Origin of the sequence: Gymnodinialimonas sp. 57CJ19 (assembly GCF_038396845.1) — a bacterium.
In the GTDB taxonomy this organism is placed as follows: Bacteria; Pseudomonadota; Alphaproteobacteria; order Rhodobacterales; family Rhodobacteraceae; genus Gymnodinialimonas.
On sequence record NZ_CP151587.1, the window covers coordinates 1,812,830 to 1,838,025 of the forward strand.

Consider the following 25,196-nt stretch of genomic DNA (forward strand, 5'->3'; position numbering starts at 1 on the left):
AAGCCTTTACGGACACAGTGCCCGACGTGAAGGGTATGCTTCGGATTTGCGCTCGTAACCTTTACGATTGGGAGTGTGATCATGACAGTCAGAGGGGCACTAACGATCAACTCGACATGTGGTCGGAAAGAAAAGAGTATCCTGGAAGTTGGCCAAAAACGCGAGGCGGAGGCGTACCGCGGGGTGTGATTGAACCGCGCCGGGTTTGCCGGAGGCTCCAACTCATGAGTAGGATGGAGCATCATGAACAATACAACAAACAGATACACGCCAGAGGTCCGCGAACGTGCGGTCCGGATGGTTTTTAATGGCGAAGGGCAGCATGACAGTCGGTGGTCTGCGATCCTGTCGATTTCTGCGAAGATTGGCTGTGCGCCACAAACGTTGAACGACTGGGTCAAGAAGGTCGAGATCGATACCGGCCAGCGCGGCGGGATCACGACCGAACAAGCCGAGAAGATGAAGGCTTTGGAACGCGAAGTGCGCGAGCTCAAGCAAGCCAATGAGATCCTTCGCAAAGCGTCCGCATATTTTGCCCAGGCGGAGCTCGACCGCCCATTCAAACGATGATCCGGTTTATAGAGGATCACCGTGATGATCTTGGGGTCGAGCCGATTTGCAGGGTTCTGCCGATTGCCCCAGCCACCTTCTATGAGCATTTGGCCAAGCGGGCCGATCCGTCGCGTATGTCGGATCGCGCCAAGCGTGACGAGGAACTGAAGCCTGAGATTGAACGTGCCTTCGAAGAGAATCTAAAGGTCTATGGCGTGCGTAAAATCTGGCACCAGATGCGCCGTGAAGGCTTCGATATCGCACGCTGCACCGTCGCACGTCTGATGAAAGATATTGGCATCGAAGGCGTCATTCGGGGCAAGAGGCCAAGAACGACGATCCCTGACAAAGCGCTGCCCTGCCCACTGGACCGCGTTAACCGACAGTTCCATGCGCCCACACCTAACGTCCTCTGAATGAGCGATTTTACCTATGTCGCGACGTGGCAGGGGTTTGTTTACGTCGCCTTCGTCATCGACGTCTTTGCACGCAGGATCGTCGGTTGGCGGGTCAGCCGAACTGCACATGCAGGCTCTGTCCTGGATGCTTTGGAACAAGCCATTCATCAACGCAGGCCCGCACAGGATCAATTGGTGCATCACTCAGATCGCGGATCGCAATATCTGTCGATCAAATACACCGAACGGTTGGCAGAGGCGAAGATTGCGCCGTCAGTCGGCAGCGTCGGGGATTCCTATGACAATGCCTTAGCTGAAACGATAAACGGCCTGTTCAAAGCCGAAGTCATTCACAGACGCGGACCATAGCGCAGTTTTGAGGCCGTGGAATACGCGACCCTCGAATGGGTGGACTGGTTCAATCACAGGCGACTGCTGGAGCCAATCGGGAACATCCCGCCAGCCGAAGCCGAGGCAAACTTCTACGCAGCTCTGGAAAGATCAGACATGGCCGCGTAACTAAGACAAATCAGCCTCCGGCAAACCCGGCGCGGTTCAGATGCCAATAAGTGAAGACATCAGAGTTACAGCTCTACGACGCTGGAACAAAATTCGAAAAGATCTAGAAACTGCGGGCTCTTATTTTCCACGCGAGGAAGTGCTCGACGCTTTGGTATATTGGAAGCTCGATCCGACCGAAGATCTGGCGATGGAGCATTGTTAATGAAGTTCGAACATATCCACTTTTCTATCGTCACTGAGGGAGTTTTTAACCTCGGTTATCGGAACCACCAAGTTCAAGTTCCGCTAGATGGAATGCTGCCATGGAAGTAGTTTTTGACGGTAGTCCTAATTGGACCGAACAGGGTGCAAACGGTGGCCTGGATCCCTTGGCAATGCTCGCCCCGATCGAGCGCCTTTACACGGACCTTCTTCAAGGCGTCTCGTCTGTAACAGATCGAATCCGATACTATAGCTTCTACTGCTGGTGGGTTGCCCAGTTCCCGAACCGTTCACTAGAGCAGACACAGTCCGCATTTCGCCAGCACATCCGCGATGGTGAAGTCCTACTCGGACTGGCGAGCCTCTACGATCACGAAGAGCGCGGGTGGCTCAATGGCGTCGGTGGCGCGACGGCGATTTCAGAAGCGCTCAGTGCAGAGACTGAAATTGATCTGCGCGCCTTGGCAGACGACTATCTTCTCACCCCTGTCTACTACGCCGCGTATCGCAGCCAAATAACCGACATGGGACTTATGGTTAAAGCAGATAAGCATAGCGAGAGAGTGCCCACCGAACTCGGCAAAGCACTGGGGGATGCTTTCTTGGAGCAGGTTGGCAGCTTGCCGGCCGAGCTATTCTTCGAGTGCGCGGAGCGCGGAACCGTAACGAAGGACAAATTGGCTGCACTCGTCGCCTTTCGCTGTGAATACTTGGATGCGCAGGCTAACGATCCTGAGATATCTCTGCTACGACGTGCGCTGACTGGCCGAGATGGCACTGGTTCGCGAAGGAACACGTGCATCAAAATTCTTAGAACAGTCAAGACAGAGAAGCGCGAGCTGTCGGACTACGACCTGAGGTTTATCTGGCTTGAGACCGAGCCGGACCCGCGGGAGCGCACCTACAAGGAACACGTACAATGGCGGCATTATCAGCTGGCCGATGCCACCCGGATCGGGCTCGAGGCGCTGCTATATCATGCAACTGCTGTACTGGTCGAAAACGAAGGCGGCTTGTCACCTGTTCAATTGGCCAGTGCGATTGTGGCCGAGGTTCCTTATGATCGTAATTTCGAGACCTACCTCGTCGAACTCGCGGATACTCTGGACGACTGCCGGACCTTGCAGGAATCTGCAATCGAGGGGAAAGCAGAACTTACCCCAATCCTGAGGCTTATCGCTCATCTATGGTTCAATTACCGACATCTCCTAAGTGAGATGGCAGAGGTCTTCCCGCGACGCGGGTATTTCCATACAACACACACTGAGTTTGAATTTCTGGAAACGCTGCTGGAATTGCCGGCACGTGAGGCCATTGCGTCGCTAATCCTGCAGCGAGTCATCAGACGCCACATGGACGTCGCGAGCCGTAAACTTCGGACCCAGGGCAACTTTACATTCCAGTTCGAATACGAAGAAGGCACATTGGCACCACGCCAAACCGGTCGTGTCGGTCCTTCTAGCCCACGGACAGGAACGATGATCCGCTTCCTCAGTGAGGTGGGGTTGCTTTCAAAAGCCGGCGTCACAGAGCTAGGCGAACAAGAACTGCTAGCTAACACATGAAGTATCATCGCCACTTTCGGGAACGCGGCTTTCATACCGCATTGTTGACTACCTACTCATTCGATCCAGTCGCGTTTCAGAACATAATGTTAACAACGCTGGCCGGTTATGGATCTCGGAACATCGGCATCCTTTGCGACACCGCGATGTTCAACCAGGCCGTCTTGGACATTGGCGTGCCGTCTTTGGCTGGTCGCAGCTACCACGTTGCCAAGCGCTCCATGCCAGCGGGCGCTTTCCACCCAAAGATTGTCCTCCAACTAGGTCGCACCGAGGGAAAGCTCCTGATCGGCTCCGCAAACCTAACAACGGCTGGCATCAGTGGCAATCTGGAGGCAGTTTCTGTAGTTCGCTACAATGAGGAGAGTTCTGCTACTGCTGGCATCTTCAAGGAGATCTTCGGGTATTTTACGCACCACTGCGACCCCACCGACGAGGCGATGCGGGGGGTCCTGAAACGCGCGGAAAAACAGACGCCGTGGCTGCGTGATGCGTCATCCGAGGCTGTAGTCGAGATCGCGGACGGACAGCTACTTGGGTTTCTGACGGAGGGTGCTCCCACGTACGCGGATCAGTTCGCTCGACTAATTGAGGGGGACAAGATCAAACGTTTGGTAATCGTGTCGCCATTTGTCGACCAGAAACTCACGGGCATCGCCAAGTTGCGTGGCTTGATTGGAGCCCAAAAGGTTGCGCTGATCCCTGACTTCTTGGAACAAGACTTCAGCCGTGAGACAGCCAAGGGAGCTTCTTGGCTCGACATTTTTTCACCAGAGCCACTTGGCATTGACCGCACTCGTCGATTGCATGCGAAAGTCATCGTAGCTGAAGGGGAAACCGCCGACTATGTTTTGACCGGCAGCTCGAATGCGAGCCTTCCCGGCTTGTTCGGCCGCGGGGATGAATTCGGGAACGCCGAGGCTGCTCTCTTCCGGACTTTTCCGGCGGGATCGGCGGTGTCCGCGATGCAGGTGAATCTCTCTGAATGCCTCGATACGCCATTTCCGGCCGACAAGTTCAAACTTCGGAGAGCTACGTCGATCGGTGTCTCTGATGACCGAAAACCCGTGGATGGCGGCAGCGTTGAAATGCGTCAAGGCGTGATGCGGTGGCGACCGCCCAGCCTCGACTTTGTAGCAAGCGAAGTACGCTTCCATAGCAGCAATGGACAGACGGTCGGAGAGGTGTCTGCCGAAAATATCCGCAATAGCTGGTTTCCTATTCCAGACGAATGGAAAGGCAATCTGAAAGCTTTCCGATACGCCACCGTGCTAATAGCTCCCGGTAGCGTTTCTGTGCCGATGCCGATCGCATTTCTCGAAGAGATCTCCAAGAATTCTCGGCCGCCGCAGTCTAGAGGCCTGGCAAACGTCTTGGAGGATATAGAGGGCGCGCAGGGCATTGAGGAGCTCTATGAGAAGGTCGCTGCGCTCTCTGTGCTCAATTTCACCGAAATGGAAGAAGCCGATAAGAAGAAGCGCTTTCGCGGTGGCCCTGTGGAGCCAAAAGAAAAGGGTCAGAACAAGGATGAGATTCTTGGGGGTGATAGCGAAGAGTTCTTCGCCGTGGCCGCCGAGGACGTCGATGACGAAGGGAACGGACCAGATCGCGCTGCTATCCTCGAAGGGATCCGATTGCAGCTCAACTGCTCAACCGGGGCAATGCTCTTCCGGGCACAGGAAGCCGCGGCCGAGTTGGCAGCGCTTGACCAAGATATCTCGTCTGAGGAGGAAAAGAACGAGATGAACGCAAATGATCTGCTTTCTTCGGAGGACGACAACGCAAACCAGAACGACCACGGCGACACGGAGAATGGGAATGAGCCGGGAAAATCTAGCAAGAAGGTCTTGAAATCACGCGTGCAACAGCGCAATGCCTTGGCGCCCTTCGTAGACGATCTGGTCAAACGTGAGGCGGATCTACGGAGTGTCATCACCCTGCGGGGGACGTCTGTCGAGATGCCGCTTGATCACTGCATACTATTTGAGTTGGTCGTCCAAATGATACTACGCACGGCTGCGCTGGGGCCTTCAGAGGAAGCCACAGCGGATTTCCCGTTCCCGCCGCGGTCGAAAGAAAACCACCGTGGTTGGGTAGTACTACTTGCGAAATGCGTCCGTTCCCACGCAGCTTATTGGGGAAACCGCGACTTGCTGGCCTCAGATCTTGAAGATCACCAGATCTCGGCACTGGCGACGCTCGCTGCAACGATCCAAGTGCTCATTCCTGCTATGACGAGTTATAAATTTGACAAAAAACTAGTGATCGAACGGGTATCTACCCCGGCTATCCGTTTTCAAAAGTGTCTAGAGACCAGCATGACAACCGGATCGCCAACAGATATTCTTTTTCAACAGATGCTTTCTGCCCTTGAAGAACATCAGGTGTTCAAGCGAATTGCCGAGGCAGGGAATTCTTTAATTAATTAGGTTTACGGAAATCCATGAGCCTATCTTGAGTGTGCCAGCGCGCTTGAAAGTGCAGAATAAAGATACGGAGTTGGAGTATGCAGCTTTGGATCGCCCAGCATTTCGTGCTGACCGGCGCCGAGACAGTTTAAGTTTCAAAGCCGCTTCGATAGGATCATCTGTGACCGACACTGGGCGATTTCGGCAAAGGCTTTTGGATTAGACAACTATGATGATGAATAATGAACTGAGGATAGCGGCGTCTGATCTTGCGAATTTCCTGCAAGAAGAGCTCCCTAATCTCTCAGATGAATGGTGGAAAAAACATGTTGTCGACCGACTGAGCTTCCAGCAGCAGAGGATAGTTGACGAGGAAAAAATCTCCTCATTGCGCGAACTTGATCTTGCGGCTTTGTTGCGCGTGCTTGACCAGAATTGGTACGATCTTTCAAATAATCTTGCTTTCCCTCGAGAAGCCAGGAACTGGGTAAAAGAACTTCAAACGGTCCGAAACAAGTGGGCGCACTTAGCTGCTGAAGGGGCACCGGCGAGTGAGGTCTATCGCGACGCTGATACTCTAGGAAGGTTTCTTGCTCTGATCGACGCGGAACGTTCATCGATCGAGGCCGTTCAAGTTGTCAAAGATTCTGCTCTGGAAGTGATGGCCAATCAGAAAGCCGCTGAATCAGCGCCCGTGGATACGTCTGCGAACAAGATTCCTGAGAAGCCCGCTCTGGGACCTACCCACTTGTTCAACGTGGGTGACGTTGTCACACTCCGTTCCGACAAGAACGTCCAGCTTCCTGTACTTGAGGTCATCACCGGTGGTCCTGAAGTTCGGTACTGCGTCTTTCAGGATGGGGCGAAGGCGACCTATTACGAAAGTCAATTGCAGGCGGTCGCCGCTGAAGTCTCCAATCGACCCTCGATCTCTATTGATGAGTTTCGGGCGCGATTGACGGCGCTGCACCTGCTTTCGCCGTCAACCGCCAACCTTTTCTCTCTTCGCTCGGGTAGGGTCAACTTCGTTCCCTACCAGTACCGGCCCGTTCTCAAACTAATTAAGTCCGACCGACCCCGTCTGCTCGTCGCCGACGAGGTCGGCGTCGGTAAAACCATCGAAGCCGGTATAGTGCTGAAAGAGCTTCGCGCGCGGATGGACATCTCCTCCGTGCTTGTCATTTGTCCGAAGGCGCTGGTCGCCGAACGCAAATGGCAAGCAGAGATGAAGCGTTTCGACGAGAACTTCACACATCTCGACGGGCCGCTCTTTCGTCATTGTTTGCGCGAGACTGACTTGGAAGGGTATTGTCATAGGAAACCGGCTTGAGCGGGGCAGGGCGGTTTCGTAGCGTCGTCGGATGACCAAACGCAGCCCATTTCGCTATTTCAAAACGAACCCTGAGATTATTCGGTTGGCCGTGATGTACTACGTTCGTTTTCCGCTCTCGCTTCGCAACGTGGAAGACTTGCTCCATGAACGGGGCATCGATGTCAGTCATGAAACGATCCGATATTGGTGGCAGAGGTTCGGGCCGATGTTTGCATCAGAAATCCGAAAGCGCCGGAGCCAGGGTCTGAAATCAAGCCGCTGGCGTTGGCACCTGGACGAAGTATTCGTTCGGATAAATGGTAAGCAACACTACCTTTGGCGCGCTGTGGATCATGAAGGCGAAGTCCTGGAAAGTTACGTCACTAAGAAGCGTGACAAGAAGGCGGCACTGAAATTCCTAAGAAAAGCGTTGCGTAAGCACGGTAACCCCGAAGCTTTAGTGACCGATAAACTCCGATCTTACGGAGCGGCTCTTAAAGATCTAGGCGGCGCAGACCGGCAGGAAACCGGCCGGTGGATCAACAATCGAGCGGAGAATTCACACTTACCTTTCCGACGAAGAGAGCGTGCGATGCTTAGGTTCCGACGGATGCGAAGTTTGCAGAAATTCGCATCCGTCCATGCCTCTGTCAGCAACCATTTCAACCAGGAACGACACCTCTATTCCCGAGACAACTTCAAGCTCAACCGAACCGCTGCACTGTCCGAGTGGCGCTCTCTTTGTGCTGATTAAGCGGCAGGTCTACTGTCCTAGCTGAGACTGGTTCGAATTAGTCTGACAGCACCGAAAGCTGCATCGAAATTCCTCGAGAAAGCAATGCGCAAGCACGGTCAGCCTGAGGTCATCGTGACGGACAGGCTGCGATCCTACGGCGCTGCCCTGAAGGAAATCGGAGCCGGCGAGCGGCAGGAAACTGGTCGCTGGCTCAATAATCGAGCCGAGAATTCACACCTGCCATTCCGACGACGAGAGCGGGCAATGCTTCGCTTCCGGCGGATGCGATGTCTTCAGAAATTTGCCGCCGTTCACGCCTCTGTCTCGAACCATTTCAACCAAGAACGCAGCCTCTCAAGCAGACCCCTCTTCAAAGCCAACCGCGCCGCCGCTCTCGCCGAGTGGCGGGGTCTCTGCGCGGCATAAGAGACAGCTATACTGTCTTTGGTGAGACCGGTTCGAATTAGTCTGACAGCACCCTCAGGACGGCTTGGCGCGCGTGAGCATGCCGAACAGATCGCGCGGATCGTCGGGGTCGGCGATGATGTCGAGCTCCTGAAAGTACGGATGGTCGTGCAGCTTGTCGCGCAGGTAACGCAGGGCCGAGAAATCCTCGATCGCGAAGCCGACACCGTCAAACAACGTGATCTGGCGATCATTCACGCGACCCGGCGCCGTGCCGGTAATGACCTGCCACATCTCGGACACCGGGAAGTCTTCGGGCATTTGCTGGATTTCACCTTCAACCCGTGTCTGCGGCGGGTATTCCACGAAGACGTCGGCGCGGGTCAGGATATCGCGATGCAGTTCGGTCTTGCCGGGGCAATCGCCGCCGATGGCGTTGATGTGTTGGCCGTCGCCCACGAGGTTGTCGGTCAGGATCGTGGCATATTGCTTGTCGGCGGTGCAGGTGGTGATGATCTGCGCGCCTTCCACGGCGTCCTCAGCCGTGGTGCAGGGGATCAGGGTGAAGCCCTTTCCTTCCAGATTGCGCACAGCCTTTGCTGTCGCCGCCGGGTCGATGTCATACATTCGCAGCGTGTCCACGCCGCAGATCGCCCGCATTGCCAGCGCCTGGAACTCGGACTGCGCGCCGTTGCCGATCAGCGCCATGGTCTTGCTGTCCTTGGGCGCGAGGTGACTGGCCACCATGGCGGAGGTCGCCGCCGTGCGCAGGGCTGTCAGCAGGGTCATCTCGGTCAGCAGCTCCGGGTAGCCGGTATCGACGCGCGCCAGAAGGCCAAACGCCGTGACCGTTTGCAGCCCGGCCTTGGTGTTGCTGGGGTGGCCGTTGACGTACTTGAAGCCGTAGTCTTCCCCGTCGGAGGTCGGCATCAGCTCAATCACGCCCTCGGCCGAGTGGCTTGCCACGCGGGGGGTCTTGTCGAATTCCTCCCAACGGCGGAAATCGTCCTCGATATAGCGGGCGAGGTCCTTGAGCATTGTTTCGATGCCGATGTCATGGACCAGTTTCATCATGTTCTCGACACTGACGAAACGGATGAAGGCGAGTTCGGACGGGAGGGGGGCTGTCATATCAGGGACCTCAGGAATGGCTATTGGTACGGCGGTCGAATACGCGACGCCCGAAGAGCGAGGCGGTCAGATCGACCATAAGGTTGGCAGTGCGGCCCCGGTCATCAAGGAAGGGGTTCAACTCCACCAGATCAAGAGAGGTGACGTGTCCGCTGTCGTGCAACATCTCCATCACCAGATGCGCTTCGCGGAAGGTGGCACCGCCAGGCACCGTGGTGCCCACGGCAGGCGCGATGGATGGGTCAAGGAAATCCACGTCCAGCGAGACATGCAGCAAGCCGCCCGCTTGCTCGACCTTTGCAAGGAATTCCGACAGCGGGGCGGCTATGCCGTGCTCGTCGATCTGGCGCATGTCGATGGCGGTCATGCCTGATTGCGTGATGAATGCCCGCTCTGGCGCATCGACAGAGCGCAAGCCGATGAAACACACATTTTCGGGCGGCACGGCGGCTTTCAGCGGTGGGAAACCGTCGAAATCGCCCTGTCCGGTGACATAGGCGATCGGGGTGCCATGCAGGTTGCCGGAAGTGGTGGAACTGGGCGTGTTGATATCGGGATGCGCATCCAGCCACAGGACGAACAATGGGCGGTTCTGGTCCGCTGCATGGGCCGCAACACCCGCAACTGTGCCCAAGGACAACGCGTGATCACCGCCCATGAAGATCGGGAAGCCATCGCCTATGGCGGACTCTGCCGCCTCGGCCAGGATGCGGGTCCACTCGATGGTCTCCGAGTGGGCATGAACCGCACCCTCGGGGGCATTGGCGACCCACGCCGGTCCGGGCAGGTTGCCCCGGTCGATCGTTGCCCAACCAAGATCCGCCAAGGTCTCGGCCAGCCCGGCGGTGCGATAGGCATCCGGCCCCATGATGCAGCCCCGGCGGCGTTTGCCGCAATCCATGCCAGCGCCGATCAGAATACAGGTTTGCGTGCTCATAGCGTTTCTTGCTCCTTTATTGCCGCCGTGACGATGATCTCGACCAACAGGTCGGACCCCGCCAGGCGCGCTTCGCCACAGGCCCGTGCCGGGGCGTGACCCTTTGGCACCCAAGCGTCCCAGACTTTGTTCATTTCATCGAAATCGGCCATGTGGGCCAGCCAAATCGTCGCTTGCAGAATATGCGCCTTCGAGGATCCGGCTTCGTCCAACAGCGCATTCACACGCGCAAGGCAATCGCGGGTCTGCTCGGTCACGCTGGCACCGCTGCCAACCTGCCCACAGAGATACACAGTCCGGTTGTGGGTGACGATCCGGCTCATCCTTGCGTTCGTGTGTTTACGCTCGATCACGGGGGGCTCCATTCTTATCTGTTTGCATCCGGCACGACCGGTAGGGTTGCCTCGGTTTCGCGGCGGGTCAGATGCCGCAGGTAGCGCCGCTCAATCCAGCGGAAGACTTGGGTGATCGCCAAGACGATCAGGAAATAAAGCAGGGCTGCGGTGATGAAGCCCTCATAGGCCAGATAAAACCGCCCGTTCAGCCAGCGCCCGACACCCAGGATATCCTGCAACGTGATCGTGCTGGCCACGACCGAGCCGTGCAACATGAAGATGACCTCGTTCGAATAGGCGGGGATTGCGCGCCGAAAGGCTGACGGCAGGATGATGCGCCGCATCCGAGAGCGGTACGAGTGGCCCGTCGCGATGGCTGCTTCGACCTCACCTTTGGGGGTGTCGGCGATGGCGCCGCGCAACAGTTCGGTGGTGTACGCCGAGGTGTTCAGGGTGAACGCGATCAACGCGCACCACCAGGCTGACGACAGGATCGGGTCCCAAAGCCAGCTTTCGCGGATTACCTCGAACTGTCCCAGTCCGAAGTAGATCAGGTAGACCTGCACCAACAGCGGCGTGCCGCGCAGAACATAGGTGTAGCCCCAGACGATCGGGTTGAAGATCGGATGCTTCGATGCCCGTGCAATTGCCAAGGGGATGGCCAACAAACCGCCGAATACAAGCGCCAGAACCGTCAGGTTCAGCGTCATCCAGACACCGTACAGGAACCTGTCGAAGTTCTCGGCGATCAGGGCAATATCGAGGGGGATATAAGAGAGGATTTGTTCCATGGCTCAGGCCCTCACAACGCCGCGGCTGTAGCGCCGCTCGACCGCGCGCAGGACAAGGTCCGAGATACCGGTCAAGATCAGGTATATGACGAACGCGGCTGCCATGAAGGTGAACAACTGCCCGGTGGACCGACCCGCGGTGAACGCGTTGTACACAAGGTCTTGCAGCCCGATCACCGACACCAGAGCCGTGGTCTTCAGTTGCACCAGCCAGTTGTTTGTAAAGCCCGGAAGCGCATAGCGCACCATCTGCGGCCAGATGATGTGGCGGAATATCAATTGACGAGGCATGCCGCAGCTGATGCCTGCCTCGATCTGGCCGCGCGGGATTGCCATGATCGCGCCGCGGAAGGTCTCGGTAAAGTAGGCCCCGAAGATTACCCCGATTGTCGCCGCGCCAGCGACGAATTTGCTGATCTCCACGAAGTCCCAGAGTCCGGTGACGTAGCCGAACCAGTTGAACGCCACCTGTCCCCCAAAGAAGACCAGCAGGATCAACACCAGATCTGGCACACCGCGCACGAGTGTCGTGTAAATCTCGGCTGAACGGCGCGCGAGGCGGCTGGACGACAGCTTTGCCCAGGCCCCCAGTAGCCCGAAGACCAGCGCGAGGGCCAGGGACACAAGGGCAAGCTTGACCGTCATCCATGTGCCGGAAAGCAGTTGGGACTGATATTCTACAAGAAGATCCATCGGAGGGCCCCTTTCGGGCTCAGGTCGTCGACGGGCCGCAGAGGCGCGGCCCGTCGCGTTTCAGAAGATGCCTGCGTCAGTTCCCGGCAGGGCGACCGCCATAGATGTCGAAGGGGAAATACGCATCGTTGATGGCGGCGTAGGTGCCGTCTTCACGAATGGCGACGATCGCCGCGCTGATCGCATCGCGCAGCTCTTCCTCGTTTTGCCGCACCGCGACACCGACACCCTCGCCGTAGCACGCCACGTCCAGGTGATCGCCGCCAAGAAACGCATAGTCCGCGCCTTCATCGGACGACAGGAAGGATTCCTGGGCGATCAGACTGTCGGAAAGCTGCGCGTCGATACGCCCAAGAACGAGATCGCGGAACACTTCCTCCTGGGTGCCATAAAGGACGATCTCGGCATCGGGGAACATGCTTTCGGCATAGCACTGATGCGTCGCGCCGCGCTGCACGCCCAACCGGCGGCCCGCCAAGCCTTCTGGCGTATCGGTGAAGTCCGCGTCGGCGGCGGCCACGACACGGGCCGGGGTCTGGTAGTAACGGTCCGAGAAATCAATCTGGCGGCGGCGCTCTTCCGTGATCGACATGGAGGCCACGATGGCGTCAAAACGACGGCCAAGCAGGGCGGGGATCATGCCGTCCCAATCTTGCTCAACCAATTCGCATTCGCGCTCCATTTCGGCGCAGAGTGCCATGGCGATGTCGATGTCGAACCCGGCCAGCGTGCCATCTGCTTGCTGGAACGAGAACGGAGGGTACGCCCCTTCGACGCCGATGCGCAGTGTGTCTTGCGCAGCAGCGGGCAGGGTCAGGGCCAAAGTGGCCACGGTGGAAAGAATAGCGTTACGGATCATTGTGATCTCCTCTCTGTTTTAGGTGGATTGTCAGTTCATCCGGGACAAAAACGCCCGGAATTGGTCGGTTTGTGGATTGGAAAACAGCGTCGCGGGCGGGCCCTGTTCACAGACCTCGCCCTGGTGCAGGAAGACGGTCTTCGACGATACGTCGCGGGCAAACCCCATCTCGTGGGTTACGACCAGCATCGTGCGGCCTTCTTCGGCCAGATCACGCATGACACTCAGAACCTCGCCCACCAATTCAGGGTCAAGCGCCGAGGTCGGCTCGTCAAAAAGCATGACGTCAGGGTCCATCGCCAAGGCGCGGGCGATGGCGACACGTTGCTGCTGACCGCCGGACAGATGGGCGGGATAGTAATCGGCACGGTCAGACAGCCCGACCTTGGCCAAAAGCGCTTCGGCCTTTTCGCGCGCTTCAGCCTTTGGCTTTTTCTGCACGTAGACGGGGCCTTCCAGCACGTTCTCCATCACGGTCATGTGCTGCCAGAGGTTGAAGCCCTGAAACACCATCGCCAAACGCGACCGCATCCGCTCGACCTGCTTGATGTCTGCGGGCACGGCCTCGCCGTGGCGGTTCTGCTTCATCCGAAGCTTCTCACCGGCCAGGTAGACGTCGCCGGAGTTCGGCGTTTCCAGCAGGTTGATACAGCGCAAAAATGTGCTCTTGCCCGATCCGGACGCACCGAGGATCGCAATGACATCGCCCTTCTGCGCCTCCATCGAGACACCTTTGATGACCTCATGGGCCCCAAAGCTCTTGTGCAGGTTGTCAACTTTGAGTGCAGCAGGATCGCTCATGCCATTTCCTCCTGATCTGGTGCCATGGCGGCAAGTTCGCCAAGCATGATGGGCTTGATTGGGGAGCGCGCCCTCGGGGGGGCGATGTCGGCGGCGTTGCCTGTCACAGCCGACAAAATGCCGCGCACGGTTGCGTCGCACATGCGGCCCTGACAGGGCCCCATACCTGTGCGCAGGGATGTCTTGACCTGACGGGGGCCCGACGCGCCCTCAGCAATGCCCTGGCGGATCGCGCCTGCGGTAATTTCCTCGCAGCGGCACACGATGGTCGCGTCGTTGGGCGCGAAAAACTCTGCCGGTGGGGCATAGGCCGCGTCCAGAAACGGGCGGATCGCGCGGGACCGGAACTTCGCGCCCTTCGCTGCGGCCGCCCGTTGTCCGCGCTGATCGGCGCTGATGCGGCCCAATTCGTGCAAGACATTGATCGCAGCCAATTTGCCGGAGGCGGCGGCAGTTTCCGCGCCCCCGATACCGGCCCCATCGCCCGCGACGTGCAGGCCGGGCACGTTGGTGGCGCCCCAAGCATCCGTGACGGGTTCAAACGCCTGCTGAGTGGCGTTCCACACGTGCTTTATGCCCGCGGCCCGGCTCATGTGCGTGGAGGGGATAACCCCTTGATGGGTCAGCAACAGAGGGCTCGTCAGGCTGTGCCGACGGCCCTTGTGGGAGAAGGAAAACGCAATGTCCGCGTTATCGACGGCCCGCGCCTCAAACTGGGTGGCGCCTGTGAACCTTGGCACGCCAGCGGCGCGGATTTTGCGGATCAGCCCCAACCCTTTCAGCAGCGTGGGCAGCCCGAACACGGCGCGTGGCAGATGTTGAAGCGCCTTGGCCATCATCCCAAGCGTTTGGGTTTCAACGAGCGCCTTGGGCGGGCATCCGGCGTCGATCATCTGGGCCGCGACGAGGTACAGCAACGGGCCGGACCCGGCCAGAACCGCGTCCTTGGGCAGCATTCCCGACGACTTCATCAGGATCTGCGCGGCGCCTGCGGTCATCACACCGGGCAAGGTCCAGCCCGGAAACGGCACCGGGCGTTCCTGAGCACCGCCCGCCAGCAAGACGTGGGGGGCGTCCGAGACATGACTGACGCCATCTTGCGACCACACCACCCGCGGTCCCGGTTCAATCCGCCAAACCGTTGCGCCGAACTGCGTGGCGATCTGCGGATGGGCGAGTGCGTCCACGAAGCGTGCGCCACTGGCATAGTCCTTGCCCAACCATCCGCGCGTTGCCCGGTTTTCACCGACGTTGCGAAAGATCTGTCCGCCCGCGCGGGGCTGTTCATCAAGCAAGAGCACGCGAAGCCCGCCATGGGCCGCCGTTGCGGCAGCCGACATGCCAGCAGGGCCTGCGCCGACAATGATCAGATCAACCTCAGACATCCCCGCGACCTCCGCCAAGCCCACGCAGGCCGGATTGGCGTTTCACTACCATGCCATCGCGCACGATTGTCATGCAGGCTTGGGTGTTCGGCGTGCCGTCAACGTCGACCAGACAATCGAAACATACGCCCATCATGCAAAACGCCGTGCGGCCCGCGCCGCTCATGGTTTGACGGCTGGCCTCACCGGAATGTGCCAGAAGCGCCGCGGCCAAGGTCATGTTTGCGGCGGCCGTCACAGGCGTGCCATCGACCGTGATCTGCACAAGAGGGCCTTCTTCAGGCTGCGTTTGAAAGCGCGAAGCGATGTTCATCGAAAGCCTCCAGATCAGGGGTTGCGGGTGTATCCTCAACCCAATCGGCGAGGCTTGAGGCGTGCAGTGAGGCGAGGGTCACACCACTGTGGCAGGTAATGAGAAATGCGCCGGGATGCTGCGAGGACCGCGCGTAAACAGGGTGGCCGTCGGGGGACATGACGCGCAAAGCACCCCATGCCCGCACAACGCGAACGTTGGCGAGCTCTGGGAACACCTGCACCGCATGCCGCGCGAGACCGGCCATGACATCCAGGGTTTCGCTGTCATCCATACCGGCGTCCGCCTTGGTGCCGCCAATCTGGACGCCGCCTTCGTCGACCTGCCGGATCGTGCTGGATAGAAACGGCAACCGCGCGTCCAGCTTTTCGGTAATCAGCAATTCGCCGCGTTGTGGGCGCACCTGAGTCTGGAACCCAAGGTCCTTCGCCAGCGTCGCGGCCCCCAATCCAGCACAAAGCAGAACCTTGTCGGTGGTAATGGTATCTCCGCGCGCCAACGTCAGGTCAAAGCCACCGCCATGGGCTGGCTGGATGCTGTCCACGCGCGAGTCCGTCAGGATCTGCCCGCCCAAAGCCGTCACGGATAGGCGCAATGCTCGCAGAAAGCGTAGCGGATTTACATGCCCATCCAGTTGAGAAAAGGTGGCACCGACAACATCAGCGCCAATCCCGGCCATGTCCCGGCGCAGGTCATCGCCCGTCAAGACGTCGTAGCTGAACCGATTGCCGAGGTGGTTTTTTTGGCGGGCCAACATGCTGGCAAAATCGTCCAACTCGCCAGCATCTGTGAAGAATTCGAAGCCGCCCGATTGTTCCAGCGCCACGTCTATGCCCGACATTTCGGCCAGATTGGCCGCGAAGTCTGGCCACGCCGCCAAGGCCTCGGCGGTCCACTTCGCGTAGGGCGCAAAGTCCCAGCCCTTGCCCTGACCCCAGACCAGGCCGAAATTGCCCTGCGAGGCCCGCGCGTCACTGTCCGCGCCGTCAAGAATACGCACCCGGCGGCCTGCCTGAAGCAGACCAATAGCCACAGACAGCCCAACAACGCCGCCGCCTATGATTGTGATTTCCGAGTGACTTGCTGGCATTCGATTCTCCCGCATCAAACATGGCAAACGTGTTGATATAAAAATAATCGTAAGATTTGCGTTATTCATTCCTTGGGGATATGCATGGGCGATGCTGCAACGCCTCACCCATCGTCAACTGGAAGCATTCCGGGCCGTGATCGAAACCGGGCAAATTACGGCGGCGGCGGAAGTCCTGGGGACTACCCAGCCCTCGGTCAGCAAGATGATTGCTGACCTGGAGCATGTTGCGGGCTTCGATCTACTGGAGCGCCGTGGGCGGCAGGTCTTTCCCACCTCCGAGGCGCTGGCGCTTTATGAGGAGGTTGAGCGGTCCTTCGTCGGCATCTCCGAAATTTCACGTGTCATCGAGGACATTCGCGATTTTCGCAAAGGCAGCCTGACGATCGCAGGGATGCCCGCGTTGGCGTTGAAATTCCTGCCCGATGTCATTGCCGAATTTATTTCGGAAGAGCCGGGCATCACGATTTCCTTGCGTGCGCGCAGCTCGCAAGCCGTCCTTCGCCACCTCAGTTCACAACAATTCGACCTTGGGTTTGCCGCATTGGACCGGGATCATCCGGCGGTCATCCGGCAACCGATCCGCGAGACGGCCATGCTGGCAGTTCTGCCGCCCGGCCATGAACTGGCCCAGAAAGATTATCTGGAACCGATGGATTTCGACCAGCGTGCCTTCATCGCCCTTGGCGCGGAAATTGGGACGCGCTCGGAAACCGACACGTTTCTGACCGTCGGGTCTTCGCGGCCCCGGATCGTCGCCGAAGCTCAACTTTCCACGTCGATCTGCGAGATGGTTGCCGCGGGCACCGGGCTCGCAATCGTGGAGCCTGTCACCGCAACGTATTTCGCGTTGGCCGGGCGGGTCGTCACGCGTCCCCTACGCCCAGAGCAGCCGTTCCGCTACGACATCCTGTTTCCCGCCATGCGGCAGCCCTCCCGCGTGGCCAGTCGCTTTCTGGAACTGGTCAAGGCGCGGTTGACCACACACCTCCCGTGATCGCGCTCATGATGGAGTCCACGGGGTAGGGGCGCGGGTTGGGCATGACTTTTGCGTTGGGTGACACTGCTCGTGCCGCCCGTCCGGGCCCGTTGACGCTCCGAGCGTGATCTTGGTGTTCACGGGGGTGCTGTTAATCGGCACGGATGGACACTAGGGCAAGGATTGTAAACAAGTGTTGAGCACCCCAACCATCACACCAGAGTGGCTTTGACTATGAAGATCCTTTCCGTCACATCCGTCCCGCGTCTGCGCTGGAGTTCCCCCAAAGCGCTAACGCTGCGGCCGCCACTGGCGTCTGTCATCGGCCTGATTATCGGATTGATGTTGTTCGGCCTTGGAGAAGCGATCCTTGTTGCCGCCGGCGTTGGCGTAAGCCCGTGGACGGTGTTTGCGCAAGGTGTGACCAATGTGACGGGCCGGAGTCTGGGCTTTGCGGCATTTGTCATCAGCGTCTTTGTCCTGCTTCTGTGGATTCCGCTCAGACAAACGCCCGGTATTGGCACGGTGCTCAATGCCGTCATCATCGCGCTGATGCTGGAATATGTGCTGCCTTTCCTGCCAACATTCGAGACCTACGCCGCAAATGCACTGCTGGCCATTGTCGGTGTCTTGGTCACCGGTCTTGGCGGTGCGATTTATCTGGTGGCGAACCTTGGGCCGGGCCCGCGGGACGGCCTTATGACCGGGCTTCAGACTGTCACAGGCAAGCCAATCGCCCTCGTGCGGACCGGACTTGAATTGAGCGTTGTGATGATCGGTTGGCTGCTTGGCGGCACACTCGGGTTGGGCACGGTTTTTTATGCCTTTGGCATTGGACCGGCATTGGCCATCGGGATGCTGTTGCTGCAACCTCGGGCGCTGCAAGCGGGCGGGCCGACCAGCGATTGATGAATTCTGGCAGGATTGAAAAGGGACAGTACATGAAAATTGATCCAGAGCGTTTCTTGAGTGACTTGCACAAGCTGCGTGAGTTCGGTGCATCGGGCATCGGAAAGGGCGTCATTCGCCCTGCTTATTCTGATGCCGACATCGCCGCCCGGAAATGGCTGGCCGAACAGATGAAAGACGCAGGCCTGCGGGTTCATTTCGATCCGGTTGGGAACCTTTTCGGTCTGGCCGACGGCCCCTCCATTCTTCTCGGCTCTCATACTGACAGCCAGCCTGAGGGCGGGTGGTTGGATGGTGCCCTGGGGGTGATTGCGGGGCTTGAAGTCGCGCGCGCGGCGAAGGAAGCGGGGGGGCCGTCCGTTTCTGTCGTCAGTTTTCAGGATGAGGAGGGGCGCTTTGGCGTCCTGACCGGCAGCGCGGTCTGGGGCGGCAAGATTGATCTGCAAACGGCCGATGCACTGACCGATGATACTGGCCTCACCTTCGCGGACGCGCGCGCACGGATGGCCGACCTCTCATCGGGGTTCGTGGACCCGGAACAGTTCACCGGCTACATCGAGATGCATATCGAACAGGGGCCGTCCCTCGACAGCTCAAACACTCAAATCGGCGTCGTCAGCGATATCGTTGGCATCCGTGACATGCGTATCACGTTCAATGGGCAGCAAAACCACGCTGGCACCACACCGATGCATTTGCGCAGGGATGCGTTTCAGGCCCTGTCGGCATTCAATGCAGAAATCAACGATCGGTTCGCCAACGTTGTCACACCGCACACAGTTTGGACCATTGGCCATGCCGTGCTGCATCCCAACGCCTCGTCTATCGTGCCCGGCCGTGCCACGTTTTCCATGCAATGGCGCGACGGGGATGCGGACCGGTTGGATAGAATGGAGAAAATCATCCGCACTGCGGCCGATGAGATCGCCGACCGGACGGGCCTGACTGTGGAGTTTGGTGACCTTCTTGGGCTTGAACCCGAGACAATGAACGACAATCTGCGCGGCGCTCTCGAAGCCGGAGCCGAGGACGTCGCACCGGGTAATTGGGGGGTGCTTCCCTCTGGTGCCCTCCATGACGCGACCAACGTGGCACGCCTGATGCCGGTCGCCATGCTCTTCGTTCCGTCCATCAACGGCATAAGCCACGCTTTTGATGAAGACACCGATGAGGCTGACCTTAGCGCCGGCTTGAAAGTTCTGGCGCGCGCCGTGTCACGGATATCAGCCTGACAGGAATGGAGGCTGTGGTTGCGGCTTGGCAGAAACCACAGCGCCGATGCCATGGCTTTGACGCAGACGCACCCGGCGCAGGCTTCGGATCGCCCCCAACGGCGGATCATGGCAGTATCAGGTTGCTGCAAGGATCCGCCATCGGCCTCGCGGCTAGAAGTGAAACGCACCACCGATGCGCAGTACCCCCAGCGTTTCAGTTTCGTTAGTGCCAATGGCGCTTCCGCGGTCTCTAACTTGGCTCGGAAAGTCCATTAACAGGAAATCGGCACGGAGGGAAAAGTCGTCCGATACTCGATAATCGGCACCCAAGCCGATGACCCAGCCAAACTCAAAACCTTCAATGTCAGTGCTCGAATTTCCGGTATCTTCCACAATCTCGGCGCCCGCGATCCCTGCGGTTACGAATAGCAATAGGTCGCCCATGTCGACACCGAGGCGCGCTCGGGCAGAATAAAGTCCTTGGATGCTTTGATGGCAATCCGGCAGGCCGCCGTAGCAGGTTCGACCGGACCTAGCTGGCAACGTTCCCTCGATGCCTGAAATCAAAGCATCGACTTCAATGCCATAAACCGTAGATCCGTTTTGCTCATTGTATCCGGCAAACAAGCCGCCGACCACGCCATCAATGTCAACGGTATTCTCAAGGGCTGCAAAGGTATCCGTTTGCTCGACCGCGCCCGAGCCGTACCCAATGACGCCACCCGCGTAAAACCCGGACCAATGCGTGTCTTCGGCTTGAACGGAACTGACAGTGGCCACAGCGACCCCGAGTGCAACGGCAATGCGATGATACAGCATAAGAATCCCCCTAAGATTTAATGCCATGACCATACAACGTAACGCCTTGCTTTCATCATCTCAGGCACGCGAGCTCTCATGTGCCTGAGAAATGTGGTGCCGGCGCAACATGTAGTTTGCCATGTTATTAAAGAGATTTAGGGGTCCCACCCGTAGACGCGTTGCCCGCCCGAGGACGGGCACAGAATGGCCCTCAGCCTCAGTTCGGGTAAACTGCGGCTGTTGCGGTTCGGTCCTTTTTTCGTTCTGTTTCCGAAAACTGCATCCGAGATCCGCCAAAATCGCTTTGCGCGTTCCGAAAGAAAGCGATGGCAACTTGGGCGGAACGCTCGGTCCGCGTGTTGCTTGGAATGCCAGCGCAGACCGGCGGAATTCTTGGCTGGGTTTGCCTTCCATTCCCGGCACGAAACTCTTGATGACAAATGATTTTCGCGTGCCTAGCCTGGCCACATGCCGACCGGGCCTTGGACAGATGCAGAGAACGACCTGATCGTTGCGGACTACTTCGCGATGCTGGCTGCGGACTTCGCTGGCCAGTCCTACAACAAAGCCGCGCACAATCGCGATCTTCAAACCCGGATCGAGCGCAACCGCAGTTCGATCGAGTTCAAGCACCAGAACATCAGCGCGGTTCTCAGGGCCCTCGGAGAGGACTGGATCCCCGGCTACAAGCCTGCGCAAAACTATCAGGGCACACTGGAAGACGCGGTGGCGCGTTGGCTGGACATCAACCCCGGCTGGCTGTCCCGCATTCCCGACCGGCCCGTGATGGGTCTGCGCGAGGCGGCTCAACTGTGGATCGGATCGCCCCCGACGCTGAGCAACCAGCCGCCCCCGCCTGAGCTAGAGAAAACCATCTCCACCGCCCGCAAATTCGATGTGGCGGAGCGTGACGAGCGCAACCGCGCGCTTGGCCGGGCGGGAGAGGAACGTGCGCTGGCCCATGAGAAAGCGGTGCTGGCTGGTGCCGGACGCTCTGATCTTGCGTCAAAAGTGCGATGGGTCTCGGAGGAGGATGGCGATGGCGCTGGGTATGATATCGCCAGCTATGCGCCGGATGGTCGGCCCCGTCTGATCGAAGTGAAGACGACGAACAGCTGGGAACGCACACCATTCCATATTTCGCGAAATGAGCTGGCTGTCGCCGACGAACGGCGGGCGGACTGGTGCCTCATGCGGCTCTATCACTTTTCACGGGAGCCGAAGGCGTTTGAACTGCGCCCGCCGCTCGACGCCCATGTGTCGCTGACTGCCACGAGTTTTCAGGCCAGCTTTCATTGAGGCCAAAGATTCAAGAACTGTCCTTGATCAACAATTGCTATTCCCTCCGGGCCTGATGTTGTTGTTCGGGCCGGGGGCTAACCCACGCTATGCAGCAGTGGCGTTCAGCATCCAGGCTGCTTTTTCGTGGAATGTGGCGCGTACGGTCGCCAAGTCTGCGGTGACCGGATCGCGCGCGTCCTCGGCCGTATCGACAAGCGCCCGCAGGCGGCGGGCCAGAGCCTCGTGATCCGAAGCAAGATCCTTGACCATATCGGTCGCGGGCAAAGTCGCATCGGGATGCGTGCCGTCGGGGCCTGCCGAGAGAGCCGTCGGGTTGACAACGGCGGGCTTGCCCAAAGCCCTGATCCGCTCGGCCAGTTCATCCACCGCCGCGAACATGTCGGTATATTGCTCCTCGGTCATGACATGGACCGGGTGGAAAAGGGGGCCCATCACGTTCCAGTGGTAGGTCTGGGTCTTCAATATCAATCTGTAGGTGTCGGACAGGACTTCCGACAAAGCATCAGTCACAGATTTCACGTTGGAGATATCTGCGACGGCGTCCTCGGCGTTGCGGTTCAGTTCTGTTGTCATGGCGACGTCCTCCCAGCATTTTCAATTGTGCTGCGCTATGGGTAGCCGACGCGCGGGCGGGCGCATTAACCCGCGTTAAGCCTGGCCTTCTCGGGGACGCGCGGCGATGAGGCAATCAGCCAGCCTGCTGCAAGGCCCGGTGCGGGAGCCTTCCGGTAAAGCTTTCTTGGTTTTAGTCGTTTGAGGCGAGGCAAGAGGGCGTGTTTGCCGCACCATTTTGGCCGGGGATTGCCTGTCTGACTGCTTGCCTGAAAGGTCCCTTCAGGCGCATTGACTTGTGACCGTGCCTGCAACTTCAACTGCGCCACTGACCTCATTTTAAATACCTGTTAGATGAAATCCCATGGACATCATCCTCGTCACCACGATCATTGCTTCTTTGTTCCTGCTGATTGGCGCGGCGGAGCCTTTGGCGACCTATCTACGACTGCCCTTTGCCGTGATCATTGCCTGTTTCGGCATCCTGATTGGCGTTGCGGCAAGCTTCTTTCTTTTCACGCCTCTGACCGATGCGTTGAACCCGGTGGCCGAGGCCATTCTGGCGTTCCCGATCAGTTCTGATGTGTTCCTTTATGTATTTCTGCCGACCCTTGTCTTTCAGGTCACGCTCGGTCTGAACCTTCGCCGAATGGCGGACGATTGGGTCCCGATCCTGGTACTGGCGGTGGTGGCGGTATTCGTGGCGACGTTCGTTGTCGGCTACGCGCTGGCGCTGGTGAGCACGCTGACCCTTTCGGCGGCCCTGCTGGTCGGTGCGATTGTGTCAACAACGGACCCTTCGGCGGTGGTCAGCATCTTCCGGTCCATCTCGGCCCCGCGACGGCTTGCACGGATCATCGAAGGTGAAAGCCTACTGAACGACGCCGCAGCCATTGCGCTGGCGGCCCTGTTTCTGGAGTTCGTCATGGCGAACGTGCCGGACCCGTCTGTACAAAGCGCACTGGCGCAGTTTCCTGTCCTGCTGCTGGGCGGTGCGGCTGTTGGCTGGTTCGCCGCACGCATAGCGATCTGGATCATGGCGCTGTTTGGCCGCTACGAGCTTGCGGTGATCTCGATCTCCATCGCGTTGCCCTACCTTGCCTATATATTCGCGGAACAAAGCGTCGGGGCTTCTGGCGTGATTGCCGTCGTTGCGGCGGCCATGACCCTTCAACTTACCGGGCCGCGCCGTTTGCCGCCGCTGACGTGGATCAACTTGCGCGAGGTCTGGGATCTGTTGGCACATTGGGCGGGCGCGTTGATCTTCGTCCTCGCAGCGCTGCTGATTCCACGCATGTTGGAGACGGTAACATGGCGGGACCTGGGCTTGATCGTCGTGGTCGTGATCGCCGCCATCGTAGCGCGCGCGTTGATCCTGTACCTGGTGCTGCCTGTCTTGACACGGCTCAGGCTTTCGCCGGTGGTGGAGCGTCCCTTCCGCGTGGCGATCCTCTGGGGGGGCTTGCGGGGGGCTGTCACCTTGGCGCTGGCATTGGCCGTCACCGAAAGCGCGGCGGTCCCGGTGGAGACCAAGCGACAAGTTGCGATCCTTGCCACGGGCTTCACTTTGTTCACGCTACTGGTGCAGGGCACGACGCTACGCTGGGTGATCAAGCGGCTGGGTCTGGACAAGCTGTCACCGCTCGATAGCGCACTTTACAATCAGGTGATCGCCGTGGCGCTTCAAACCGTGCGCGAGGACATGTCACGCGTCACGGAAAACTACGATCTGACGAAGGAGACCGTCCGGGACGAGGCCAAGCAGTTTGGTGAACGCCTGAGCGTGGCCGTCAGATCGGCCGAGGCCAACACGGACGTGCTGGACCGTGACCGCATCAGCCTAGGCCTGATCGCGCTGGCCAGTGCAGAGAGGGACGCGATCCTGGGGCGGTTCAGGGAGCGAACAATTTCCGCCGCCTTGTCCGAGCGTCTGTTGTCGGATGCAGACGCGTTGATGGAGGCCTCCCGGTTCTCGGGGCGCAGTGGCTACAAAGAGGCGGCGCGCCGCTCTCTGGGGCAGGGGGTCGGGCTGCGATTGGCGTTCCGGCTACACAATCGCCTGCGATACTCGACACCGCTTGCCAACATCACCGCGACACGCTTCGGGCTGTTGTTGTCGAAACGGCTGATCCTGCGCGACCTGCACGGGTTCATCGACGGGCGCATCCGCCGCATTCACGGCCGCCGCGTGGCCGAGCTTCTGCACACGATGCTGGATAATCGGATCGACGCGGTCGAACAGGCCCTGGAAGGCTTGCGTCTGCAATTTCCTGGTTACGCCGAGGAGATGGAACGCCGCATCATCCGGCGCACGGCCCTGCGGCTGGAAGAACGCGAGTACGACACGCTTCTGGAGGACGGCCTGATCGGAGAGGAAGTGCATAGCGCCCTGACCCAGGATGTGGGCAGCCGACGCGACGAGGCAGAGGCTGCGCCGCGGCTGGACCTTGCGGTGCAGAAGACCGAGCTTGTCCGCCAGTTCCCGCTTTTCGCAGAAATGGACGATGCCGTTCTGCACCGTTTGGCCAAAGCGCTGGTTACGCGGTACGTCGACGAGGGCGACATGGTCTTGCGCCGGGAGAATACCAATAGAAGCGTCTATTTCGTGGCGTCAGGCGCGGTGGAACTTGCGGCAGCGGGCCAGACCTGGCGGCTTGGGCGCGGGGACATGTTCGGACAAATGGGCCTGTTGATGAAACGACCGCTGCGCACAGATGTGCGCGCAATCGCGCCGTCGACCCTGTTGGTTCTGGATCAGGATCGGTTCTTGCGCTTGCTCAAGCGCAGCACCGCCCTGCAACGGGCTGTGCACGAGAGCGCGCGTATTCGCGGTATCTCGCTTGAACAGCTGACCACGAAGATCTGAAACCGTCACCCAGCGTCGGCCATCGCGGGCGGCCTTGTCATCGCAGTTGTGCTGACCCCCGCCATTTTGTTGCTGGGAGAGTGCCGGGCCAAGCGCGCCGAGCCGCAAGGGCGGGGTTCGGTCGCAGCAAAGTAGAGGC

21 protein-coding genes, 2 pseudogenes and 1 other annotated feature are annotated in these 25,196 nt (G+C 59.0%); of the genes and pseudogenes, 11 read left to right on the forward strand and 12 right to left on the reverse strand.

Annotation, left to right across the window (positions count from 1 at the left end; translation table 11 throughout):
* The first annotated feature begins 243 nt into the window (after window positions 1–243).
* From AADW23_RS08920 to AADW23_RS08945, 6 genes and pseudogenes are all read left to right on the forward strand, one after another.
* A pseudogene (locus AADW23_RS08920) lies at window positions 244–1,469 on the forward strand (IS3 family transposase).
* Window positions 525–641, forward strand: a sequence feature (AL1L pseudoknot). (Overlaps the previous pseudogene by 117 nt.)
* A 305-nt stretch (window positions 1,470–1,774) precedes the next feature.
* Complete coding sequence (locus AADW23_RS08925) at window positions 1,775–3,238, forward strand: hypothetical protein (protein WP_341864151.1); 1,464 nt, start codon at window positions 1,775–1,777, stop codon at window positions 3,236–3,238.
* Window positions 3,235–5,667, forward strand: coding sequence for a hypothetical protein (locus AADW23_RS08930; protein WP_341864152.1), 2,433 nt, complete (start codon window positions 3,235–3,237; stop codon window positions 5,665–5,667). Before AADW23_RS08925 ends, AADW23_RS08930 begins: the two co-directional genes overlap by 4 nt.
* Before the next feature lie 208 nt (window positions 5,668–5,875).
* The gene (locus AADW23_RS08935; protein ID WP_341864153.1) at window positions 5,876–6,976 is read left to right on the forward strand and encodes a Swt1 family HEPN domain-containing protein; all 1,101 of its coding nucleotides are present in this window, start codon (window positions 5,876–5,878) and stop codon (window positions 6,974–6,976) included.
* Window positions 6,977–7,007: 31 nt separating this feature from the next.
* Window positions 7,008–7,712 carry an IS6 family transposase gene (locus tag AADW23_RS08940; RefSeq protein ID WP_341864154.1) on the forward strand — a complete coding sequence of 235 codons (705 nt, stop codon included), beginning with the start codon at window positions 7,008–7,010 and terminating at the stop codon, window positions 7,710–7,712.
* A gap of 54 nt (window positions 7,713–7,766) precedes the next feature.
* Window positions 7,767–8,120, forward strand: a pseudogene (locus AADW23_RS08945) (DDE-type integrase/transposase/recombinase); the annotation flags it as partial.
* A 54-nt stretch (window positions 8,121–8,174) separates the two neighbouring features.
* Here the strand turns inward: AADW23_RS08945 and AADW23_RS08950 are convergent.
* From AADW23_RS08950 to AADW23_RS08995, 10 genes are all read right to left on the reverse strand, one after another.
* Entirely contained in the window at window positions 8,175–9,230 is a 1,056-nt protein-coding gene (locus AADW23_RS08950; RefSeq protein WP_341864155.1) for an ornithine cyclodeaminase, read from the reverse strand.
* Between the two features lie 10 nt (window positions 9,231–9,240).
* A complete protein-coding gene (rocF, locus tag AADW23_RS08955) occupies window positions 9,241–10,167 on the reverse strand; it encodes an arginase (RefSeq protein WP_341864156.1) in 927 nt (308 codons plus the stop codon).
* Window positions 10,164–10,520, reverse strand: coding sequence for a RidA family protein (locus AADW23_RS08960; protein ID WP_341864157.1), 357 nt, complete (start codon window positions 10,518–10,520; stop codon window positions 10,164–10,166). The genes rocF and AADW23_RS08960 overlap by 4 nt, the downstream gene beginning before the upstream one ends.
* Window positions 10,521–10,534: 14 nt before the next feature.
* On the reverse strand, window positions 10,535–11,293 hold the full coding sequence (locus AADW23_RS08965) for an ABC transporter permease (protein ID WP_341864158.1): 759 nt from the start codon (window positions 11,291–11,293) through the stop codon (window positions 10,535–10,537).
* Window positions 11,294–11,296: 3 nt separating this feature from the next.
* Window positions 11,297–11,986, reverse strand: a complete 690-nt coding sequence (locus tag AADW23_RS08970; RefSeq protein ID WP_341864159.1) for an ABC transporter permease — start codon at window positions 11,984–11,986, stop codon at window positions 11,297–11,299.
* 76 nt (window positions 11,987–12,062) lie between these two features.
* Entirely contained in the window at window positions 12,063–12,845 is a 783-nt protein-coding gene (locus AADW23_RS08975; RefSeq protein ID WP_341864160.1) for a transporter substrate-binding domain-containing protein, read from the reverse strand.
* A gap of 30 nt (window positions 12,846–12,875) precedes the next feature.
* A complete protein-coding gene (locus AADW23_RS08980; protein ID WP_341864161.1) occupies window positions 12,876–13,646 on the reverse strand; it encodes an ATP-binding cassette domain-containing protein in 771 nt (256 codons plus the stop codon).
* Complete coding sequence (locus AADW23_RS08985; RefSeq protein WP_341864162.1) at window positions 13,643–15,031, reverse strand: NAD(P)/FAD-dependent oxidoreductase; 1,389 nt, start codon at window positions 15,029–15,031, stop codon at window positions 13,643–13,645. The genes AADW23_RS08980 and AADW23_RS08985 overlap by 4 nt, the downstream gene beginning before the upstream one ends.
* On the reverse strand, window positions 15,024–15,344 hold the full coding sequence (locus AADW23_RS08990; protein ID WP_341864163.1) for a (2Fe-2S)-binding protein: 321 nt from the start codon (window positions 15,342–15,344) through the stop codon (window positions 15,024–15,026). Before AADW23_RS08990 ends, AADW23_RS08985 begins: the two co-directional genes overlap by 8 nt.
* On the reverse strand, window positions 15,310–16,434 hold the full coding sequence (locus tag AADW23_RS08995; protein ID WP_341864164.1) for an FAD-dependent oxidoreductase: 1,125 nt from the start codon (window positions 16,432–16,434) through the stop codon (window positions 15,310–15,312). The genes AADW23_RS08990 and AADW23_RS08995 overlap by 35 nt, the downstream gene beginning before the upstream one ends.
* 91 nt (window positions 16,435–16,525) lie before the next feature.
* On the opposite strand from AADW23_RS08995, the gene AADW23_RS09000 reads away from it, so the two are divergent.
* The 3 genes from AADW23_RS09000 (at window position 16,526) to AADW23_RS09010 (ending at window position 19,554) form a co-directional block, all read left to right on the forward strand.
* Window positions 16,526–17,431: a LysR substrate-binding domain-containing protein gene (locus tag AADW23_RS09000; RefSeq protein ID WP_341864165.1), complete on the forward strand. Its 906-nt coding sequence runs from the start codon at window positions 16,526–16,528 to the stop codon at window positions 17,429–17,431.
* A gap of 216 nt (window positions 17,432–17,647) precedes the next feature.
* A complete protein-coding gene (locus AADW23_RS09005) occupies window positions 17,648–18,322 on the forward strand; it encodes a hypothetical protein (protein WP_341864166.1) in 675 nt (224 codons plus the stop codon).
* 32 nt (window positions 18,323–18,354) lie between these two features.
* On the forward strand, window positions 18,355–19,554 hold the full coding sequence (locus AADW23_RS09010; RefSeq protein WP_341864167.1) for a Zn-dependent hydrolase: 1,200 nt from the start codon (window positions 18,355–18,357) through the stop codon (window positions 19,552–19,554).
* Window positions 19,555–19,707: 153 nt separating this feature from the next.
* On the opposite strand, the gene AADW23_RS09015 is transcribed toward AADW23_RS09010, so the two are convergent.
* The gene (locus AADW23_RS09015; protein ID WP_341864168.1) at window positions 19,708–20,355 is read right to left on the reverse strand and encodes an outer membrane beta-barrel protein; all 648 of its coding nucleotides are present in this window, start codon (window positions 20,353–20,355) and stop codon (window positions 19,708–19,710) included.
* Window positions 20,356–20,805: 450 nt separating this feature from the next.
* On the opposite strand from AADW23_RS09015, the gene AADW23_RS09020 reads away from it, so the two are divergent.
* Window positions 20,806–21,636: a DUF3883 domain-containing protein gene (locus AADW23_RS09020; protein WP_341864169.1), complete on the forward strand. Its 831-nt coding sequence runs from the start codon at window positions 20,806–20,808 to the stop codon at window positions 21,634–21,636.
* An 87-nt stretch (window positions 21,637–21,723) separates the two neighbouring features.
* Here AADW23_RS09020 and AADW23_RS09025 read toward each other — a convergent pair whose 3' ends face one another.
* Window positions 21,724–22,212: a DNA starvation/stationary phase protection protein gene (locus AADW23_RS09025; RefSeq protein ID WP_341864170.1), complete on the reverse strand. Its 489-nt coding sequence runs from the start codon at window positions 22,210–22,212 to the stop codon at window positions 21,724–21,726.
* Between the two features lie 343 nt (window positions 22,213–22,555).
* Between AADW23_RS09025 and AADW23_RS09030 the strand changes: the two genes are divergently transcribed.
* Window positions 22,556–25,057 carry a cation:proton antiporter gene (locus AADW23_RS09030; RefSeq protein WP_341864171.1) on the forward strand — a complete coding sequence of 834 codons (2,502 nt, stop codon included), beginning with the start codon at window positions 22,556–22,558 and terminating at the stop codon, window positions 25,055–25,057.
* Window positions 25,058–25,196: the final 139 nt, after the last annotated feature.